This is a genomic window from Parahaliea maris, assembly GCF_008064665.1.
Classification (GTDB): domain Bacteria; phylum Pseudomonadota; class Gammaproteobacteria; order Pseudomonadales; family Halieaceae; genus Parahaliea; species Parahaliea maris.
This window is the reverse complement of record NZ_VRZA01000001.1, coordinates 753357-769949: the sequence shown is the minus strand read 5'-3', so window position 1 is coordinate 769949 and position 16593 is coordinate 753357. Positions and strand designations below refer to the sequence as shown.

Genomic DNA, 16593 nt, shown 5'->3' with positions numbered 1-16593 from the left:
TGTCCGTCCGGTATGGCCTGCGGCCCCGTTGGCACATTCACTTTTTCCTCGAGGATAACAACATGCAACGACATCCCCTGACGCTCTCGCTCGGCCTGCTCACAGCCAGCATGGTGGCCGGCAGCGCCTTCGCCCAGCAGGGGCCGCTGGAAGAGGTGATTGTCACCGCGCAAAAGCGCAGCGAGAGCCTGGAAGACGTGCCGATCTCCATCGCGGTCATGGGCAGCGAGGCGATGAACAAGACCGGTGTACGCCAGATGCGCGAGCTGGCAGAGTTCGTTCCCAATGTGTCCTTCACTTCCGGCAGCGACAGCAACACCGCCGTGCGGGTTCGCGGCGTGGGCGCCAATACCCGGAACATCGGCTTTGACACCCGGGTCGGCCTGTACCTCGATGGGGTCTACCTGGGGCAGTCACCGGCCCAGAACATGGATATCGTAGACCTGGAGCGCGTGGAAATTGCCCGCGGGCCCCAAGGCACCCTGTTCGGCAAGAACACGGTGGCCGGCGCCATCAACCTGATCACCCACAAACCGGACCAGGAGTTCCTGACCGAGGTGCGGGGCGAATACGGCAACCTGGACTCCCATCGCGTATCTGCCATCGTCAATGTGCCCCTGACGGACACCATCGCTACCCGCTTCTCGGTGAGCGACAACCACCGTGACGGTTTCGTCAAGGACATCACCACCGGCACCGATTTCAACGAGCGGGACGGTACGACCTATCGCGGCCAGGTTCGTTACGCGGGTGACCGGGTCGATTTCAACCTGGCGGCGGATTACCTTGAGTCCGAACGCGTCTCGTACATGGGCGAGGCTGTAACGGACTGGTCCGGCTCCATCTCCCCGGACCCCTTCGCGCCGCGGGAGGACGAAATTTCCAACAACGTCGACAACTACGAGAAGCGGGAAGTGTGGGGGATTTCGGCGACGGCCGATATCGACCTGGGCAGCGACTACAGCCTGCGTTCCATCACCGCTTATCGCGAGACCGAATCCGCCCGGATATCGGATTCAGACCATTCGGCCAATGACCTCATCAAGGTCGATTACCCGGACCAGTATGAACAGTGGTCGCAGGAGCTGCAGTTGTTCTCGCCGTCGGGTGAGCGCCTGCAATACGTGGCCGGGCTCTACCTCTACGACCAGACAGGCTCCACCCAGCGGGTTCCCAGCCTGGGGTCCGACATGGACATCCTGTTCGATGCCCTGGGCGTGCCGCTGGCCCCCTTCAGCGACCTGTTCACCGGTGCCGCGCTGAATACCGCCGGCACAGTGGATACCGAAAGCTGGGCCGTATTTATCAACGGTACTTACGAGCTCAGCGATCGCCTGACCCTCGGCTTCGGCGCTCGCTATACCGAGGAAGAGAAAACCGTTGATTACTCGATGATTGGCGATGTGGTCTACCTGGGCGGCGTGTTCCCGGTGACGATTGCCCAGATCTTCGGGGTGGCAGAGGGGCCGATTGTCGACGGCCGCACCACGGCGCTGTACGAGGACAAGCAGTCCTATGACGACTTTTCCCCGACCCTGAGCCTGACCTATGCGATCACGGAAGAGGTCAATGTCTACGCCAAGTATTCGTCCGCCTTCAAGAGCGGCGGCTTCAACGTGGACTTCGTGCCGCAGGCGGTCTTCGATAGCGGCCTGGACTTCGACACCGAAACGGTGGACGCCTACGAACTCGGACTGAAAGGCACCGCCCTGGACGGCAACCTGCGCTTTGCCCTGGCCGCCTTCCAGATGAACTTTGACGACTACCAGTTGAACCAGTTTGTCGACCTCGGCAACAACCTCTCCGCCATTACCATTCGCAATGCGGCAGAGGTGGAGTCGCGCGGGTTCGAGGCGGAGGCCACCTGGTATCCCTCGCCCAACCTGATGTTGATGGGGTCGGTGGGCTACAACGACGCCGAGTTCTCCGATTTCCCCGGCGGCGCGACCAGCCGTAACCCTGAAGGCCTGGGCGCCGACCTGTCCGGCAACAAACTGCCATTGGCACCGGAGTGGAGTACGGCCTTTGCAGCCCAGTACAACGTCCCCGTCGATGCCCTGAACGCCGAGTTGGTGACCCGCCTGGACTGGACCTGGAATGACGGTACCTATACCTCCGAGGACAATATCAAGGTGGCCAATCCCGGCAGCAGCATTCCCTATGGCTATGCAGACAGCTACAGCGTACTGAACGGCCGCATCGGCCTCGAGGCGATGGGACACTGGTCGGTGTACCTGTGGGGTCGCAACCTGCTGGATGAGGAGTATCTGGTGGATACCCCGTCGGATTTCTTTGGCACCGTGCTGGAGTTCAAAGGCGATCCCCGTACCTACGGTATCGAGGTGGCCTACACCTTTGACTGATCAGTTGTCGTCCATAATCCCATTAATAACACTCCTTTAATAAGAGCGAGAAGGGTCCGAAATGAAACGTTTGCTTCTGCTGGCACTCCTGCTTGTCGTTGTCGGCGTCGGCGCTTTCTTCGCGCTGGCGCCGGCCCGAATCGAACGTGGCATGAACGTGGTGGAGCCCCACGAACCCTACGCGGTGTCAGCCGCGGCCAAGGCACTGCACAAGCAGTTGGTGGTGGGTGACTGGCACGCGGACAGCACCCTGTGGCAACGGGACCTGCTGGAGCATGCCGACCGCGGTCAGGTGGATATTCCCCGCTTGCAGGCGGGGAATGTGGCGCTGCAGATGTTTACCTCGGTCACCAAGTCTCCTGCCGGGCAGAACTACGAGGAAAATGCCACCGACAGCCGCGACAATATCACCCTGCTCGCGGTCGCCCAGGCCTGGCCTCCACGCACCTGGGGAAGCCTCGCCGAACGGGCGTTGTACCAGGCCGAAAAACTGGCGGATTTCGCTGCCCGTGCACCCGGCGACCTGCAGCTGGTGCGCAATGTGGCGGAACTGCAGCAGTTGATGGCGCGGCGGGCGCAGGGCGAGAACGTGGTGGGCGGCCTGCTGGGCACCGAGGGTTCACACGCCCTCGACGGCAAGCTCGACAATGTCAAAGTGCTCTATGATGCGGGCTTCCGGATGATGGGGCTCCAGCATTTCTTCGACAACAAACTGGGAGGCTCCCTGCACGGCCAGAGCGGTGCCGGACTCACGACGTTCGGTGAACAGGCGGTGGATGAGATGCTGCGGCTGGGGGTGATGATCGACGTCGCTCACTCGTCGCCACAAGTAGTGAAGGATGTACTGGATCGCAGCGAACGTCCCCTGATCGTCAGCCACACCGGCTTTCACGGCCATTGCCCCGGTCCCCGCAATATCAGCGATGCGCTGATGCAGCGGATCGCCGAGGGTGGCGGCATTATCGGTGTGGGTTACTGGGACGGCGCCGTCTGCGACATTACGCCGGCCAATATCGTCGCGGCCATGCGCTATGGCATCGACCTGGTCGGGGCGGAGCATGTCGCCCTCGGCTCCGACTTCGACGGCTCGGTGACCACCCGCTTCGATACGTCCGAACTGGTGGTGCTGACCGACGAGATGCTCAAGGCCGGCTTCACCGAGGACGAGATCCGCAAGGTGATGGGCGGCAACATGCTGCGTTTCCTGCAGGACAACCTGCCTCGCTGAGGCAGCTTGTGAATACTCCTGAAGCGGGGCCGGATGGGAACGGCGGCTACTCCTGCATGCCGTGGTACAGCAGTCGCACCAGCAGTCGCACCCCGTCGTTGTCCTTCAGCTCCGCATAGCGCGGTCCGTCCCGCTTGCCGATATCGCGGATGTCCGCCATCAACTCGGGATGGAACTGGGAGGTGAAGGAACGCCTGATGCGGTGGGTTTCCCAGTCCTTGTAATAAATACAGGTGGTGGAGACCTCGGTCCAGACATTGGGCGCGACCTCGGTGCGGGACATGATTTCGATCGCGTAGGGCAGGCTCAGTAACCACGACAGGGGGCTGACGGCCACCTCGTAGCGCAGGGGGACGATGGTGTCGTGCAGCAGCTTGTAGGCCCAGTTGGCGAACAGGGCGGCCTCCTCGTTGACCTCGTCGCTGTGGAACATGGCGATGTTCAACTCGCGTTCCTGGGACAGCATGCTGTCGATGACGCCTTCGAGTTCATCGGCGATCAGGGCGTGGGTGTCCAGCAATTCTCCCGGCAGGTGGGCGTCATCGCGACAGAGGTAGGGCTGCAGGCGCCGGGGGCCCACCTCGATCAGTTCGTTGGGGGCCACCGCAAAGCGGGGATGGTGCCAGCCCTGGGCCACGATCTCGCCGTTCTTTTTGACCGGTAACTCGGCGCCGATGGCGGCGATGCGCTGGCAGACCCGCTGCAGCGCACCCAGGGCCCGCCCGCCGGGATCCAGCGGCAGGTAATCCAGTGTCTCCACGGCGGCCACGGCCCGCTGCAGCAGGCGGATATGCGCCACGGCGGCCAGCTGGTGGCCCAGGCAGATAAAGATACAGGGGGCGCTGCCGGTGGAGCGGCGCAACAGCAGCTGTTCGATCAGGCCGAGGATGTCTTCGTAGCCGCCCCGGTGGCCGGCGAAGGTATTCGGGTCATAGGCGGCGGGGTTGCCACCCTGGACCACCGTGGCGAGGCCGGCGCTGAGCACGTTGGCCAGCCGCTGCGGGTTTTCAACCCCGCTCTGCCAGACCGGGTACAGGATCGAGTCGGCGTCGGCCACCTGCTGCAGGATGTAGGCCACATTCTTGGAGGCGCGGACCTCTTCTCCCTGGAGGTTGATGCCCACGTTGGGCCAGGGCTCCACGATGGAGACGCTGTGCCGCTGCACCTCCGGCAAGCCCATCAGCAGCTGTAATTCATCGCCACCGCTGACCACTTTTTCCAGCGGCGGCGCCACTCCCCACTCGAACAGCGAGTTGTCGAACAGCATGTCCCGGCCCGGGAAGGGGGTGGGGGAGTTGCGATCCCGCAGGAAGTACCCCAGCAGGGCGTGTACCGATTGCGGGCTGGAGGGGTAGCGGCCGAGAATGCCGGGGGTGGAACGCCAGCTCAGGTGTTCAGGGCTCAGCGGTATGGGCATAGGCGGCGTTCCTCAATAGTTATTACTATCAAATTACTAGCATTTTACGTGCCATACAGAAGAAAAAATGGCCCTATGCGGTGATGTCGGGTCTGTTAAACTGCGCTGTGCTTGGTGATTCAAGCTGTTGTAACTCCTCTCCACCGCTGCCGGGAACAACGCACTATGGATTGGCGTGTCGCATTTGGGCTGGGGGTCACCGCGTCCTGGATTACCGCGGGCCTGCTGTATCTGCTGGGCATCGTCGGCTGGGACCGCTTCCTGCACCTGCCCACCGCCGATATCGGCAGTTTTCTCGAGGGCGCCTTCGCCCCTCTCGCGTTCTTGTGGCTGGTGATTGGCCATTTCATGCAACAGAAAGAGATCACCGCCAATACCAAGGCCATCAACCTGCAGGAAATGAGCGCCCGGCGGCTGGAACTGCACTCCCGTCGCGACAGCTACTTCAAGCTGCTCAACCTGGTGCAGGATCAGCTGGGCTCCATTGCCGGCTTTCACTATATGTCGGTTTGCGGGCCCACGGGAACCGGGGTGATTACTCAGGAGGAGTTCTCCGAGCAGCGCTCCCTCGCCACCAGTGGCGACCACGCCTGGTTTATACGCAAGATGATTTCCCTGGCCATGAGCCAGCGCGACGACCCGGAGCACATGGAGGAAATCTTTTACGGCACTGAGGTCCGGCGGCGCCACTCCGACAACTTTTGTGCCACCTTCGCCAAATTGCTGCGGGCCGCCGGTGAGGTGGATACCCAGGAAATGGTCACCAACGCACTGCTCTACGGCTCGGCGTCGGGCATGCTGTACCGGATTATCCTCCACGCCCGTGGGGAAGAGGCCATGGACCCTATTACCGGACTGTCCACCGCCCCCCAGGTTGCGGTGTCCGACAGCTGAAGTAGCGGGGCGGCGGCCCGCAGTGGTATCGGAGCCGCCCTGATTGCTATCATAGGGGGATTTTCCGGCAAGCCGAGCACACGATGGACGCCCGATTCATACCCTCCAAGGCATCAGACAATTCCGCAGCCTGCAGTGCTGTTCGCTGTGGCGACTGCCGCCTCAGCGGCATTTGCCTGCCGCTGGCGCTGGAAAGCGACGACATCGACCAGCTCGACAATATCATTCAGCGGGGCCGTCCGCTGCAGCGCAATGCCCACCTCTATCGCGAGGGCGACCCCTTCACCTCGGTGTACGCGGTGCGCGCCGGTGCGCTGAAGGTGTACCACTCCAGCGACGGCGGCCGGGAACACATTACCGGCTTCTACCTGCCGGGAGAGATCGTCGGCCTCGATGGCATTGCCGACAATCGCCACGGCAGTTCAGCGGTTGCCTTGGAAACCTCCGCCATCTGTGAAATTCCCTTCGAGGCGCTGGACAAGCTGACCGACCGGATGCCCAAGCTGCGGCGCCATTTCCTCCAGCTCATGAGCCGTGAAATCAGTGACGACCGGCAACTGGTCTCCCTGCTGGGTCGCAACTCGGCCACCGAGCGCATCGCGGTGCTGCTGCTCAGCCTTTCGAACCGCAGCGCCCGCCGTCATCTCAGTGCTACCCGCCTGCGCCTGCCGATGTCGCGTGGCGACATCGGCAACTACCTCGGCCTCACGGTGGAAACCGTGAGCCGCACCCTGACCCGTTTGCAGCGCGATGGCATCATCGTCGTCGACAACCGCGAGGTCGAACTGTGCGACCCGCAGGCCCTGTCGGACATGCTGGCGGCCTAGGTTAGTACTGGCGGCGGGCATGGCTCCCGGCCCTAGAAACGCCAGGCAATGCCGACGTTGTAGACCCAGGGATCGATATCCACGTCGAATTTCACCTTGCCGACATCGGTGACGATGGTCGCTTCGGTGCCGATATCGATGTACCACACGCCGATGTTCAGCCCGAAATTGTCCCCCAGCGGGATATCCACTCCGGCCTGTGCGGCGGGGCCAATCGAGTCGTCCAGCTTCAGGTCGGCACGACTGGCACCCAGTACGGCGCCGAGGGTTCCCTCGAGTATGCCGCTGACTTCCTCGTCGTAGATAAAGGTGTAGTTGAGGCCGACGCCGAGGTAGGGTTGCCAGCCATTGCTGCCGCCCCTGGGATACCACTGCAGGCTCAGTGTCGGGGGCAGGTGGGTGACGGATCCGCCGTCGATACCCAGTCCCTTGACCTTGAAATCGTGCTCGAAGGGGGTGGCAGCCAGCAGTTCCACGCCCCACTTGTCTGCGAACATCCAGGTGCCGGTAATACCGAGCTGGGTGTCGTTATCAATGGAGATGCCCGGCAGCGAGATCGGTGGCTCGGTGGGCAGATTGATGTTGTCGCTGTCCTCGTTGGGGCTGACGGTGGCGGCTCCCAGCCGGACGATGAAATCACCCGCCTCGTAGGCAGAGGCCTGTCCGGCAACACCACAGGCCAGTGCGGCTGCCACGGCAATACGGGTCATGGTTTTCATGTTGTACTCCTGATGCTCCTGAAAATGATGATCCTTGGAAACGATGTGCAGAATAGGGCAGCGCGGCCCGGGGCATCATGATCTGAATCAAGGAAACGGCCTTTGCCGGCGCGGTGGGGCCGCGGGGCGGGGCGGGGGCCGGGTACTGACGCGGGCACCGTAATCCGCTAGAATAGGCGGCCATTACCCGAGCTCCCCCCCCATGTCTACTGCACCCGACGCGATTACTTTCGCGGACCTTGCCCTTCCCGAAACCCTGCTAAAGGCGATCCGGGAAGTGGGCTACGAAACCCCCTCAGCCATCCAGGCGCGCACCATTCCCGTTCTGCTGTCGGGCGTCGACCTCGTGGGTCAGGCCCAGACCGGTACCGGCAAGACAGCGGCTTTTGCCCTGCCAGCGCTCGCTGGCCTGGACCTGTCCCGGGCCGAGCCCCAGGTGCTGGTGCTGGCGCCCACCCGGGAGCTGGCCATCCAGGTGGCGGAAGCTTTCCAGCAGTACGCCCACCACCTGGACGGTTTCCGCATTCTGCCCCTCTACGGCGGCGCCGATTACCGGGGTCAGCTGCGTCAGTTGCAGCGCGGTGTCCACGTAATTGTGGGCACGCCAGGGCGGGTTATGGACCACATGCGCCGGGGCTCCCTGTCGCTCGACAGCCTGCAGTTGCTGGTGCTGGACGAGGCCGACGAGATGCTGCGGATGGGCTTTATCGACGATGTCGAATGGGTGCTCACCCAGACCCCGCCAGAGCGCCAGGTGGCGCTGTTTTCCGCGACCATGCCCGACGCGATCCGGCGCATCGCCCTGCAGCACCTGAAGGAGCCGCAACAGGTCACGGTGGAAGCAAAGACGGTCACCAACGAATCCATTCGCCAGCGGGTCTGGATGATGGCGGGGGTCCACAAACTCGATGCACTGACCCGCATCCTGGAGGTCGAGGACTTCGACGCCGTTATCATTTTTGTGCGTACTCGCCTGGCCACCAGCGAACTGGCCGACAAATTGGCGGCAAGGGGCTACGCGGCCTCGGCGCTGAACGGCGATGTGCCCCAGGCCCAGCGGGAAAAAACCGTCGACCAGCTGAAAAGCGGACGCATCGATATCCTGGTTGCCACTGATGTGGCGGCCCGCGGGCTCGACGTGGAGCGCATCAGCCACGTTATCAACTACGATATTCCCTACGATGTGGAAGCCTACGTGCACCGCATCGGCCGCACCGGTCGAGCCGGCCGCAGCGGCGAGGCGATTCTGTTTGCGGCCAACCGCGAGCGCCGCCTGCTGCGCGCTATTGAGCGCGCCACCAATACGTCCATCGAGAAGATGGAGCTGCCGAGTGCCGAGCAGGTGGCCGACAAGCGCGCCGACCGCTTCCGCCAGAAGATCACCGAGACCCTGGCCACCCGCGATCTCGCCGCCGCCCGCGCCATGATAGAGAAGTACCAGCATGACGAGGGCATACCGGTGATCGACATTGCCGCCTCACTGGTACTGCTGGCCCAGGACCAACAGGGCCTGGGGCCGACCCGGGCCACGGGCGGCAAGGCCGAGAAGTCCGCCGGGGGAGAGCGCCCCGAACGCGAGTTCCGTGACCGGCCCCGCCCCGGCAGGGACGGCGACGGTCCGGCGAAAAAGCGCCAGGAGCGTCCCCGGGACGAGCGCCCGCCGAAAGGCATGGACCGCTATCGCATCGAGGTAGGCCACAGCCACGGTGTCAAACCGGGCAATATTGTGGGCGCAATTGCCAATGAGGCGGAGATCGACAGCCAGTATATTGGCCACATCGCCATTTTTGACGATCACAGCACCGTCGATCTGCCCGAGGGCATGCCCCGGGAGATTCTCACCCACCTGAAGAATGTCTGGGTCAGCGGGCAGCGCTTGCAGATGAGTCCTGTCGCCGATTCAGGTGGAAAGCCGGGTGGCAAACCTGGCGGCAAGTCGAAAGGCAAACCGGGTGGTAAGCCAGGCGGCAAGCCGGCCAAGGGGGGCAAGCCCGACAGGAAGCCCCGCAAGTCCTGATCCGCAGGTCCTCCCGCCAGGGCTGGACCTCAGTCGCCGGCGATCCGTGCCACGATCCTGAGGGGGGCCCCGCTGCCCCCTGCCAGTTTGGCGGGCAGGGCCACAACGAAGGCACCGGTGGCGGGGAGTTGCTCCAGGCCAGCCACATTTTCAAAGGCGGGAATATCGTCCTTCATCAATCGCACGTGGGTGCTGAAGTCCCTCGACTTGCCATAGTCGATGCTCGCCGTGTCGATACCCACCGCTGCCAGTCCCCGTTCGCTAATCAGCCAGTCGGCGGCGGCGGTGCCTAGCCCCGGGAATGACAGGGCTGCCGCGCCCGCCTCGCCGCGCAGGGCGGTGCCAAGATAGCGTTCCGGATCGGGCCAGAACTGGCCGAAGCCGGTACGTAACAGCACGATACTGCCCCGGGGGATCGTCCCGTGGCTACTTTCCCAGCGTTGCAGATCGGCCACACTGACCCGGTAGTCCCGGTCGGAGGCGACTGCCTCACTGACATCCACCACCACCGCGTCGCCAATCAGCTGCGACAGCGGGATTTCGTCCACCGTCCGTTTGCCCTTGGCAAAGTGCACCGGTGCATCGATATGGGTGCCGCCGTGCTCCGCGGTCTTGAAGACATAGGCGGAGTAAAAGTATCCACCCTCTGTCATGCCCTCGAACACGGTCTCGCGTTGGTAGGGGTCCGCCGTGGGCCAGAACACCGCTTTATCGGACAGGGTGTGGGTAAGGTCGATCCAGCGCTCTGCGGCGGCGGTCTGGGTGACGAGGAGCAGAAGCAGCAGGGTGCTGCTGGCGATGCGTGAGGAGATCATGGTGCTGGGCCTCGGTCAGGGACGGCATAGGCTCAGTATAGAAGCGAAAGACAGGTCCGTACCCTCGCCTCAGGGGGCAATTCCAGCCCCCTGCAGGGCCGCGTGGATACCGCTGGCCAGGGCCTGGTAGCCGGCGGCGTTGGGATGCACGGGATCGGCCTTCCACTCCTCGCGCGAGAGAATGTCCGACAGCAGGTCCGGGATGAGCAGCAGGTCCCTTTCGTCCGCCAGTTCACGGTAAATGGGGGAGTCGTTCAGGGCGCCCATGGTCGCCCGCAAAACGGAAAACTGTGGCACCGAGACCAGCACGGCGGGCACACCGGCGGCGGCTACCCTGGACAGGATCGCCTCGAGATCAACCTTGACCTCGGCAGGGTTGCGGCGACGCAGAAAGTCGTTGCCCCCCAGTTCCACGATGACCAGATCCGGCCGGTGTCTGGAAAGCAGTGGTTCGATCCGTTCCCGTGCCGCCTGGGCGGTATCTCCGGGAATGCCCGCATTGATGATCTCCCAGCCGGTTGCCTGTCCCAACAGCGTCGGGTAGTTCTGTCCGCTACCCGCCCCGGTACCATGGGTGATGCTGTCACCGAAGGCGAGTACCACTGCGCCGGCCTGCAGGGTGGGCAGGTCGGTGGTCTCGCTACAACTCGCAACGCACAGCAGCGAGGCAGACAGTATCAGGGCGCGTAGGTATTTCATGTCTCTGGGTTCCGCGAATAAGTGGTAGCTCCGGGCCGATGTGTAGTGGCCCGGGCCGATAGCCGGGGCCAGTGGTCAGAATAGTGCCATCAAACCCGCCAGTGCCGCATAACGCAGGCTCTTGCCAATGAAGGTCAGCGCGATAAAGACACTGAAGCGAACCCGCATCACACCGGCGATAAAGGTCAGCGCGTCTCCGCCCAGGGGCAGCCATGCCAGCAGCAGGGTCCACACGCCGTAGTGCTGGAACCAGCGCTGGGCGGCGTTCAACTTGTCGCGCTTGAACGGGAACCAGCGCCGGTCCTGGTAGGCCAGCAGGTAGCGCCCCAGTCCCCAGTTGACGGCGGAACCCAGCGTGTTGCCCGCGCTTGCCCACAGCCACAGGGCCCAGGGGTCATAGCCTTCGCTCAGCAGGCCGGCAAACAGGATCTCGGAATAGGCCGGCAGAATGGTGGCCGCGAGAAACGCCGTGGCGAACAGGGTCAGGTAGGCGGTCACGGGAGCGGTTCCCCGGGCTGTGTGCGCGGTAATGGCATGGCGCTATGGTACCGCGAAACTGCACCGCGCGAAGTCCGGAGGTTGTCTCGCTTGCAGAAGGATTGCCGGGCGTTGGCTCAACTATTCAGCCCGCATTTTTGGCCCCGGAACTGCTTGCAGGCTAGGCTGGAACTGGCGATGACATCGACGCATAAGGAGAACAGCGATGACAACCCCGGAAGCCGTGCACTATGGCGCCGGTGACCTGCCCTTCGTGGATATTGGCGATGGCAGCAAGCTCAAGGTGCTGCAGGTGCGCACGGGAGAAGGGCTGTGGGTCATCGAGAATATCTTTCAGGCCGGCTACGAGGTGGAGACCCACCGCCACACCGGGCCGGTCTACGGCTATACCACGTCGGGGGCGTGGAAGTACCGGGAGTACGACTACGTCAATCGGGCGGGCTCATTCCTGTATGAACCGGCGGGCTCCGAGCATACCTTGCAGTGCATCGAGGACGACACCCGGGTCTGGTTCCAGATGTATGGCGCCAATATCAATCTCGATGCCCAGGGCAACATCACTTCGGTGGTGGATGGCGCCCTGACCCTGGCGTTCTATTACGCCATGTGCGAAGAGCGGGGGCTGCCACGTCCCAATGTGCTGGTCACCGACTGAACATGCAGATCGATATCTACAACCCGGATCATTACACGGGTGGCATACCCCATGAGCAGTTCGCCTGGTTGCGCGCCAATGCACCGGTGTACTGGCACGAGCACCCGGACGGCGGGGGTTACTGGGTACTGAGCCGGCACGCGGAAGTTGTCGCGGTGTCGCGGGATTTCAAGACCTTTTCGGCGCAGCAGGGCTTTGTCATGGTGGATGACATGCCGCCGGACATCCTGACGATGGCCCAGTCCCAGTTGCTGGGAATGGACCCGCCCCACCACGGTCCCATCCGTCGGGCGGTCATCTCCCGCTTCACCTCGCGTATGCTGGCCGCCCTCGAGCCGCGGGTGCGGCAAATCGCCCGGGCCGTCATCGACGCTGCGCCGTGCGGCGAGGTGATCAATTTTGTCGACGACCTGGCGGGCGAGCTGCCCACCGCGGTGATTTGCTCCCTGCTGGATATCCCCGAGGCCATGTGGCCGCAAATCCGCCGTTGGTCCGATCTGCAGACCTCGGGTACGGACCCCGACCTTGGGGGTACTCCCGAAGAGGTCAATCAGGCATCGGTGGCGATGGGCACCTACGGCTACGAACTGGCCGCAGAGCGCAAGGGACGGGGCGGTGATGATCTCATCACCCTGCTGATCGACCAGGAGGTGGAGGGCCGGACGGTCTCGGAATTGGAGTTCGCCTCCCTGTTCGTGCAACTGACCGTGGCGGGCAACGAGACCACGCGCAGCCTGATCAGCTCCGGCATGCACGAACTGTTGCAGCGTCCGTCGCTCTACCGGCAGTTGCAGGAGCACCCTGCGGGGCTACCTGCGGCCATTGAAGAGATGTTGCGCTGGACCTGCCCCTTGCACTATTTCCGCCGTACCGCGACCTGCGATACCACCATTGCTGGCCAGCGCATCGCCGAGGGTGACAGGGTGGTGATGCTGTACAGCTCCGCCAACTTTGATGAGTCAGTGTTCAGCAATCCGCTGGAGTTCGACATCAGCCGGGATCCCAACCCCCATCTGGCCTTTGGGCACGGTATCCATCTCTGTCTGGGCGCCAACCTCGCGCGACTCGAGGCGCGGGTCTTCTTTGAGGAGTTTTTCCGTCGCTTCGGGCCCGGCATCGAATCGGTCGGGGCGCCGGTGTTCATCCGCTCCAACCTGATTCACGGCTTCAAGCAGATGCCGGTGCGAGTAAGCGAGGCGGTGTGACCGGGACTCGTCGCCAACACCTGCCATGGCGTGCGAGGCATAGGGGAGGCCTGGGTCGAGGGTGCCGCTCTGCCGTGCCGAGGTCAGTGCAGGGAGCGACTGGGAGAGCCGCGCTGCGGGTCGCCTTCCGGGAACAGGTAATCCAGGCGCAGGCATTCCTCCGCCAACTGTCGGGTGCCTTCCATGGTCATTACCACGAAGGCGGCGAACTGTTCCCGGCTCAGGCCGGCGTGGACCGGCAGGAACCCGGCGATGACCAGTTGCGGGGTGGCGTCATCGATAATGTCGAGAAAAATCTTCAGGTGGGGGAAGTCCATGTTGAGCCGCCCGAGATCTGCGGCCAGCGGCAGCAGCGCCATGGGGCGAACCTCGAGGCCGGTACTGAACACCAGGCCGTAGTGTTCCAGCAACAGGCGGCTGTCCACCACGCCTTCGAGAGCCTGCAGCGCACGCACGTGAAGACCTTCGCACTCCCCGCAGAGTTCGAAGGCGACCTTGGTTTCATCCATCCAGCGCTCCAGCAGGGCGCGGTTGGGTTTGTGCAGTGTGGACATACTATCGGCGGACCTCTGAACGAGCTGCGATTCTACGCCAGGGCGGGGCGGGCTGCCAGCCATTGACGGCGCGCCCTGGACACGAGGAGGACATTTCATGCGGTGTTTCAATCCTGTCGATACAGCGGTGCAGAGAGAGCATGAAATGCTCGCGCTGTATTACTTTCACCTGCCCGAGGTGGTGGCGGAGAAGGAGCGCGTTCGCGCCATGTGGCTGGACCTCGCCGCGCCGGGTGCCGCGATGCACAGTTGCTTCGATCGCGCCTTCGAGGAAGTCATGTTTGGCGCCGTCATCTGGGCGCTGAACCAGGACCCCCTGTATCCGAAAGTCGTCACCATCACCCGCCTGCCACACCGTTTGCGGGGGCGGGATATTCCCGGTAGCCGCTGGGGTATCGATAACCCGGACAGCATCTACCGGGTGATCCCGGTCAGCGGTGAGGAACGCTATGTGATACGGGGGCGGGTGGCGGAACGCCGGCTGGTGGAGAACTACTTCACCCTGTGGAGTCCCACCATGCAGACCGTTGGGCTGCTGGATGGGAAAGACCTGGTGGTCGACAGTGAGGGGTACTTCGAGATTTATGTCGACAGCGACCCCCAGGGCAGCCGTGCCAACCATGTCCGCACTGGCCCCGAGGCCCACGAGTTCTATATTCGCGACGTCATCTTTGACTGGGCGGAAGACCGTGCCAATGAACTCAGCGTCGAGCGTATTGGAGGGCCGCCGTCCCGGCCGCCCCGCAGTGAGGCGGAGAATGTAGCGCTGATCAGGGATTACTTGAACAAGTGGGCGCTCAACACCACTCGCTGGAATGCCCAGGCCATGGATCGCACGCCCAATGAATTCAGCTACACCATTGATCGGGACAGCGATGGCGCACTGCGCAACCAGATTTACATCATGGGCAACTTCGCCCTGCCCGATTCCGATACCGCGCTGGTGCTGGATGTGAACATGGGAGGTGCTGGCTACTTCATTGCACCTATCACCAACGTCTGGGGAACCAGCAACGAGATCGTCGAGCGCACTGGCTGCCTCAACAGCCACCAGGCAATGCCCAACGGCGACGGCACCTACACTTTCGTGTTGTCCCTGCGCGATCCAGGCCTGCACAACTGGCTCGATCCCGATGACCTCGCCGAGGGGATTCTTACCCTGCGCTGGGCCGAATTTGCCGGCGGTCGGCCCGGTGGTGATCTGGGGGTTCGTTCCCGCCTGGTCCCGCTGGGCCAGTTGGCGCAGACCCTGCCTGCGGATACACCGCTGGTAGATCCTGCCGGGCGTCGTCGGCAACTGTCCGCGCGGGGAGCGAGTTATGCCTGGCGCCTCGCCAGCGTGGAGGAAGCGTGATGCAGATAGATGACACCGTCTGGCTCATCAGCGGCTGTTCCAGCGGCTTTGGTCGCGAGATTGCGCTCTGTGCACTCGGCGCCGGGGCCCGGGTCGTCGTGACAGCGCGCCGGGTTGAGTCGGTAGCGGATATCGGCGAGTCCTTTCCCGACACGGCCCTGTGCCTGCCACTGGATGTGACCGATGCCGGCCAGCGCAGGGACGCTGTGGCCCGGAGCATTGCCCACTTTGGCCAGCTCGACGTCCTGGTCAATAACGCGGGCTATGGTTACGTGGCTGCGGTGGAGGAAGGCGAGGAGGTCGCGGTGCGGACAATGTTTGAGGCCAATTTTTTCGGCGCGCTCTACCTGACCCTGGAGGTGTTACCGCATTTTCGCGAGCGCGGCAGCGGGCGGATACTCAACAATTCATCCCAGGCGGGTTTGATGGCGAACCCGGGTACCGGCTATTACAGCGCGTCCAAACACGCGCTGGAGGGGCTGATGGAGGCCCTCGGCAAGGAGGTCGCGCCGCTGGGCATCCGGGTGACGACTGTCCAGCCGGGGGCCTTTCGCACTGATTGGTCCGGGCGCTCCATGCAGCGCAGTTCCCGCAGGCTACCGGCTTACGCCGAGCATGTCGGCAGCCGGCTGGACATGATTGCCGCCATCGACGGTAAGCAGCCGGGCGATCCGCGGCGGGCGGCCCAACTATTTGTACAGCTGGCGACTATGGAAGACCCGCCCCCTACGCTGGTGCTGGGCAGGGGGCTGCTGGCGAGCTACCGTGAAAAACTTGCGGGCATCGGTGCGCGTCTGGATGCCTGGGAGGAGACTTCCCTGTCGGTGGACTACCCGGCCGGGGAGTGAGTGCAGGCAACAGCCAATGGAGTAAACCGTGGACGCCTACCGGGCCATCGAGAACCTGATTTACCGTTACGCTGAGCGCATTGATGCGGGTGACCTCGAAGGTGTGGCGGAGCTGTTCCGTCACGCCGCCATTGTCGCGCCAGCACACGACAGTCGACAGGAGGGCTACGACGAGGTTCTGGCCATGTACCGGGCTTCCTGCCGGATCTACCCGGAGACCGGTACGCCGCGTACGCGCCATGTCACCACCAACGTCGTCATCGAGGTGGAGGGCGACAGCGCTATTTCCCGCAGTACCTTCACCGTGTTCCAGGCCACCGAGTCGCTGCCGCTGCAAGCGATTATCTGTGGCCGTTACGCCGACACTTTTCGCTTGCGCCCCGACGGCCAGTGGGAATTCAGTGAGCGGGCCATGCAGGTCGATATGGTGGGGGACTGTTCCGCCCATCTGCTGTACGACTACCAACAGCCCGCCAAAGGAGTTTGACCGGGATGTCAGC

16 protein-coding genes are annotated in these 16593 nt (G+C 63.3%); 10 read left to right on the top strand and 6 right to left on the bottom strand.

Features of this window, described 5'->3' with window-relative positions:
• Window positions 1–62 precede the first annotated feature (62 nt).
• Both FV139_RS03410 and FV139_RS03405 read left to right on the top strand, forming a co-directional pair.
• Window positions 63–2363, top strand: a complete 2301-nt coding sequence (locus FV139_RS03410; RefSeq protein WP_187276374.1) for a TonB-dependent receptor — start codon at window positions 63–65, stop codon at window positions 2361–2363.
• A gap of 61 nt (window positions 2364–2424) precedes the next feature.
• The gene (locus FV139_RS03405; RefSeq protein WP_148066811.1) at window positions 2425–3591 is read left to right on the top strand and encodes a dipeptidase; all 1167 of its coding nucleotides are present in this window, start codon (window positions 2425–2427) and stop codon (window positions 3589–3591) included.
• Between the two features lie 46 nt (window positions 3592–3637).
• Here FV139_RS03405 and FV139_RS03400 read toward each other — a convergent pair whose 3' ends face one another.
• Window positions 3638–5008: a hypothetical protein gene (locus FV139_RS03400; protein WP_148066810.1), complete on the bottom strand. Its 1371-nt coding sequence runs from the start codon at window positions 5006–5008 to the stop codon at window positions 3638–3640.
• Window positions 5009–5173: 165 nt separating this feature from the next.
• On the opposite strand from FV139_RS03400, the gene FV139_RS03395 reads away from it, so the two are divergent.
• Window positions 5174–5902, top strand: a complete 729-nt coding sequence (locus FV139_RS03395) for a hypothetical protein (RefSeq protein WP_148066809.1) — start codon at window positions 5174–5176, stop codon at window positions 5900–5902.
• Between the two features lie 83 nt (window positions 5903–5985).
• A complete protein-coding gene (fnr, locus tag FV139_RS03390; RefSeq protein ID WP_148066808.1) occupies window positions 5986–6729 on the top strand; it encodes a fumarate/nitrate reduction transcriptional regulator Fnr in 744 nt (247 codons plus the stop codon).
• Between the two features lie 32 nt (window positions 6730–6761).
• On the opposite strand, the gene FV139_RS03385 is transcribed toward fnr, so the two are convergent.
• On the bottom strand, window positions 6762–7448 hold the full coding sequence (locus FV139_RS03385; RefSeq protein ID WP_148066807.1) for an OmpW/AlkL family protein: 687 nt from the start codon (window positions 7446–7448) through the stop codon (window positions 6762–6764).
• A 202-nt stretch (window positions 7449–7650) separates the two neighbouring features.
• Between FV139_RS03385 and FV139_RS03380 the strand changes: the two genes are divergently transcribed.
• Complete coding sequence (locus FV139_RS03380; RefSeq protein ID WP_148066806.1) at window positions 7651–9465, top strand: DEAD/DEAH box helicase; 1815 nt, start codon at window positions 7651–7653, stop codon at window positions 9463–9465.
• Between the two features lie 29 nt (window positions 9466–9494).
• Here the strand turns inward: FV139_RS03380 and FV139_RS03375 are convergent, their stop codons facing one another.
• The 3 genes from FV139_RS03375 to FV139_RS03365 form a co-directional block, all read right to left on the bottom strand.
• Window positions 9495–10280 (bottom strand): cyclase family protein, encoded by a 786-nt coding sequence (locus tag FV139_RS03375; RefSeq protein ID WP_148066805.1) that lies wholly within the window; start codon window positions 10278–10280, stop codon window positions 9495–9497.
• 69 nt (window positions 10281–10349) lie between these two features.
• Window positions 10350–10979, bottom strand: a complete 630-nt coding sequence (locus FV139_RS03370; protein WP_148066804.1) for a GDSL-type esterase/lipase family protein — start codon at window positions 10977–10979, stop codon at window positions 10350–10352.
• A 75-nt stretch (window positions 10980–11054) separates the two neighbouring features.
• Entirely contained in the window at window positions 11055–11477 is a 423-nt protein-coding gene (locus tag FV139_RS03365) for a YqaA family protein (protein ID WP_148066803.1), read from the bottom strand.
• A gap of 205 nt (window positions 11478–11682) precedes the next feature.
• On the opposite strand from FV139_RS03365, the gene FV139_RS03360 reads away from it, so the two are divergent.
• Window positions 11683–12132 (top strand): 2,4'-dihydroxyacetophenone dioxygenase family protein, encoded by a 450-nt coding sequence (locus FV139_RS03360; RefSeq protein WP_148066802.1) that lies wholly within the window; start codon window positions 11683–11685, stop codon window positions 12130–12132.
• Window positions 12133–12134: 2 nt separating this feature from the next.
• Window positions 12135–13337, top strand: a complete 1203-nt coding sequence (locus tag FV139_RS03355) for a cytochrome P450 (protein ID WP_148066801.1) — start codon at window positions 12135–12137, stop codon at window positions 13335–13337.
• An 83-nt stretch (window positions 13338–13420) separates the two neighbouring features.
• Here FV139_RS03355 and FV139_RS03350 read toward each other — a convergent pair whose 3' ends face one another.
• Window positions 13421–13891 carry a YbjN domain-containing protein gene (locus FV139_RS03350; protein ID WP_148066800.1) on the bottom strand — a complete coding sequence of 157 codons (471 nt, stop codon included), beginning with the start codon at window positions 13889–13891 and terminating at the stop codon, window positions 13421–13423.
• Between the two features lie 145 nt (window positions 13892–14036).
• Here FV139_RS03350 and FV139_RS03345 point away from each other — a divergent pair, with 145 nt between their 5' ends.
• From FV139_RS03345 to FV139_RS03335, 3 genes are read left to right on the top strand one after another with little or no spacing between them, the layout of a single operon-like run.
• Window positions 14037–15245 (top strand): hypothetical protein, encoded by a 1209-nt coding sequence (locus FV139_RS03345; protein ID WP_213004009.1) that lies wholly within the window; start codon window positions 14037–14039, stop codon window positions 15243–15245.
• Entirely contained in the window at window positions 15245–16093 is an 849-nt protein-coding gene (locus tag FV139_RS03340; RefSeq protein WP_148066798.1) for an oxidoreductase, read from the top strand. The genes FV139_RS03345 and FV139_RS03340 overlap by 1 nt, the downstream gene beginning before the upstream one ends.
• Before the next feature lie 28 nt (window positions 16094–16121).
• On the top strand, window positions 16122–16580 hold the full coding sequence (locus FV139_RS03335; RefSeq protein ID WP_148066797.1) for a nuclear transport factor 2 family protein: 459 nt from the start codon (window positions 16122–16124) through the stop codon (window positions 16578–16580).
• Window positions 16581–16593 lie beyond the last annotated feature (13 nt).

Coding starts and splice junctions, on each gene's coding strand:
- FV139_RS03410 (WP_187276374.1), top strand. CDS start 63: ATGCAACGACATCCCCTGACGCTCTCGCTCGGCCTGCTCACAGCCAGC.
- FV139_RS03405 (WP_148066811.1), top strand. CDS start 2,425: ATGAAACGTTTGCTTCTGCTGGCACTCCTGCTTGTCGTTGTCGGCGTC.
- FV139_RS03400 (WP_148066810.1), bottom strand. CDS start 5,008: ATGCCCATACCGCTGAGCCCTGAACACCTGAGCTGGCGTTCCACCCCC.
- FV139_RS03395 (WP_148066809.1), top strand. CDS start 5,174: ATGGATTGGCGTGTCGCATTTGGGCTGGGGGTCACCGCGTCCTGGATT.
- fnr (WP_148066808.1), top strand. CDS start 5,986: ATGGACGCCCGATTCATACCCTCCAAGGCATCAGACAATTCCGCAGCC.
- FV139_RS03385 (WP_148066807.1), bottom strand. CDS start 7,448: ATGAAAACCATGACCCGTATTGCCGTGGCAGCCGCACTGGCCTGTGGT.
- FV139_RS03380 (WP_148066806.1), top strand. CDS start 7,651: ATGTCTACTGCACCCGACGCGATTACTTTCGCGGACCTTGCCCTTCCC.
- FV139_RS03375 (WP_148066805.1), bottom strand. CDS start 10,280: ATGATCTCCTCACGCATCGCCAGCAGCACCCTGCTGCTTCTGCTCCTC.
- FV139_RS03370 (WP_148066804.1), bottom strand. CDS start 10,979: ATGAAATACCTACGCGCCCTGATACTGTCTGCCTCGCTGCTGTGCGTT.
- FV139_RS03360 (WP_148066802.1), top strand. CDS start 11,683: ATGACAACCCCGGAAGCCGTGCACTATGGCGCCGGTGACCTGCCCTTC.
- FV139_RS03355 (WP_148066801.1), top strand. CDS start 12,135: ATGCAGATCGATATCTACAACCCGGATCATTACACGGGTGGCATACCC.
- FV139_RS03350 (WP_148066800.1), bottom strand. CDS start 13,891: ATGTCCACACTGCACAAACCCAACCGCGCCCTGCTGGAGCGCTGGATG.
- FV139_RS03345 (WP_213004009.1), top strand. CDS start 14,037: ATGCTCGCGCTGTATTACTTTCACCTGCCCGAGGTGGTGGCGGAGAAG.
- FV139_RS03340 (WP_148066798.1), top strand. CDS start 15,245: ATGCAGATAGATGACACCGTCTGGCTCATCAGCGGCTGTTCCAGCGGC.